This is a genomic window from Phaeodactylibacter luteus (assembly GCF_007993045.1).
Classification (GTDB): domain Bacteria; phylum Bacteroidota; class Bacteroidia; order Chitinophagales; family Saprospiraceae; genus Phaeodactylibacter; species Phaeodactylibacter luteus.
This window is the reverse complement of sequence record NZ_VOOR01000122.1, coordinates 1-1871: the sequence shown is the minus strand read 5'-3', so window position 1 is coordinate 1871 and position 1871 is coordinate 1. Positions and strand designations below refer to the sequence as shown.

Annotated in this window: 2 protein-coding genes; both read right to left on the bottom strand. The window is 57.7% G+C overall.

Annotated elements, in window-relative coordinates:
- Nucleotides 1-238, bottom strand: a 238-nt coding sequence (locus FRY97_RS21720) for a hypothetical protein (protein ID WP_147169721.1), incomplete at its 3' end; no start/stop codon positions are given.
- 93 nt (nt 239-331) lie between these two features.
- The coding region (locus FRY97_RS21715; protein WP_147169720.1) for an Ig-like domain-containing protein at nt 332-1871 on the bottom strand (1540 nt) is incomplete at its 5' end.

Below are 1871 nucleotides of genomic sequence, written 5' to 3'. Positions count from 1 at the left end.
ATGCTACCCCAGTAATAGATGGGGCGGTCAATGTCCCTGCCGGGAACCGGATGCCGAAATTGCTCGTCGACAGGACAGAGCTGCCGGAATAATCCGTGTACCCCACAAAAGATACCGTCTGCGGGTCGCCAGGGTCGAGCAGTATGCCGAAGGTTATGTTCTGCGAAACACCTATACTGAAGGTGCCGAGGAACAGAAATAGGGCGGCTATTATCCGCCGGGTCGTCATGCCATGCATAGTTGTCGTCTCTTTTAAGAAGCTATGAATAATGAATTTTCAGTTTTGACCGTATTGATGGGCCTGACGGGCTGCCCCGTCAGGCCCTCTCGTTTACTCCCCGGCAGGCAGCGGCAGCTGCTCTATCAGGTTGAAGGTCACGATGTTCGAGCTGTTCAGCGGTGATGGCACCGACACGTTGAATATCGGGTCCACATCGTTGTTGAAACCTGTGTATTTGGTTATGCCATCGAGGTTGACGTCGGTAGCCCGGTAGCCGCTCAAAATGTAGGACTGCAGCTGGCCAGGGTTGCCCACAGCGTTGATGATGGCTTGGTAGTTGATGTCCGGGTCGTTCGACTGCCCGGCATAGTTCACCTGCCCGTTGAAGTTCGTATTGCCAAGGTACAGCGCGTAAGCCCCTTCTACTACCGCCTGCTCGAAACCGTCGAACTGCGGTATGCGGTGATAGAAGTCTGAGCCCGTGTCCGTAAAGTCCACTACCGCTGGCACACTGCTCAAAGCCACAGGGGATGAGGTCATTGCGCCAAGGTGGTTGCGGTGGCGTACCGATACAAAGTAGCTGCCGTCGAGCGGCCCCACAAACTGTAGCGCAGAGCTGCCGTCTGTATCTACTATGTCTCCGTCCCGCTGCAGCAGGGCAGACCGCGTTGCGATCACCTGTGCAGAATCAGACGCGGAGCGGAGTTCTACAAACACCCAGTCTACTATCGCATCCTGGCCGTTGTCCGTTAGCACGCTTGCCGAGATAGACTCTCCACCCCCACTGCCGCGGTGTTCGAAGCTGGCCAGCCCGGAGTAAGGCTCTACCGTTGGGATATAGCCTTCCGTGCGCAGGTCATCACGCATAATCAGGCCGCCGCCGTTGCCCAGCAATGCCCCTTGCAGGAGCGCACGTGGGCGCAATTGCAGTACGTTCTCCGAAACTGTGATCGTCACTATTGCTGCATCGCACAGGTTGGGCGTGCCGCCATCGCAATAGTTGTACTGGAACACATCTGTCCCAAGGTAACCTGCGTTCGGCATGTACGTAAAGCTGCCATCTAAGTTCAGGCTCAGCGTGCCATTGAACGGCCCGCCAATTAGCGTGACTTGCGTGAATGGGCCATCTGTACTGTCATCGTTGGCTACTACCGAGCCCGTGAGCGTGCCCCCAGAGATAACCGTGAACATATCATTCACAGCATCGGGAGGTAGGTTGATAGATGTGTCCGGCCCGTCCGTACAATCTGGACAGTCCGGGGTCGGGTCTTCCGGGTTCGTTACCACAACCGTGTTGGTCAGGCCGCCCGTGAAGTCGGCAGGCACGTCCACGTTCACCGTGTAGGTCACTACCGCCCCGTTGGACATGTTCGTGATCAACTCACTGAAATCGCCCGTGCCCGAAGCGTTCGCCAGCGTCGCTGTGCCGGTCGTCACTACCGCCGTCCAGCTGCTGATCGTTGTGCCCGCAGGCGCCATATCTGCTACCGTTACGCTGCTCGCTGCGCTCGGCCCGTTGTTCGTCACCGTGATGGTGTAAGGCACCGTTGTGCCCGGCACGTAGGTCGTCGTGTTGTTCGTCTTCACCGTCGTGATGTCCGATACCTCGTCCGGTGTGTCCGGGCCGTCCGTACAATCTGGGCAGTCCGGC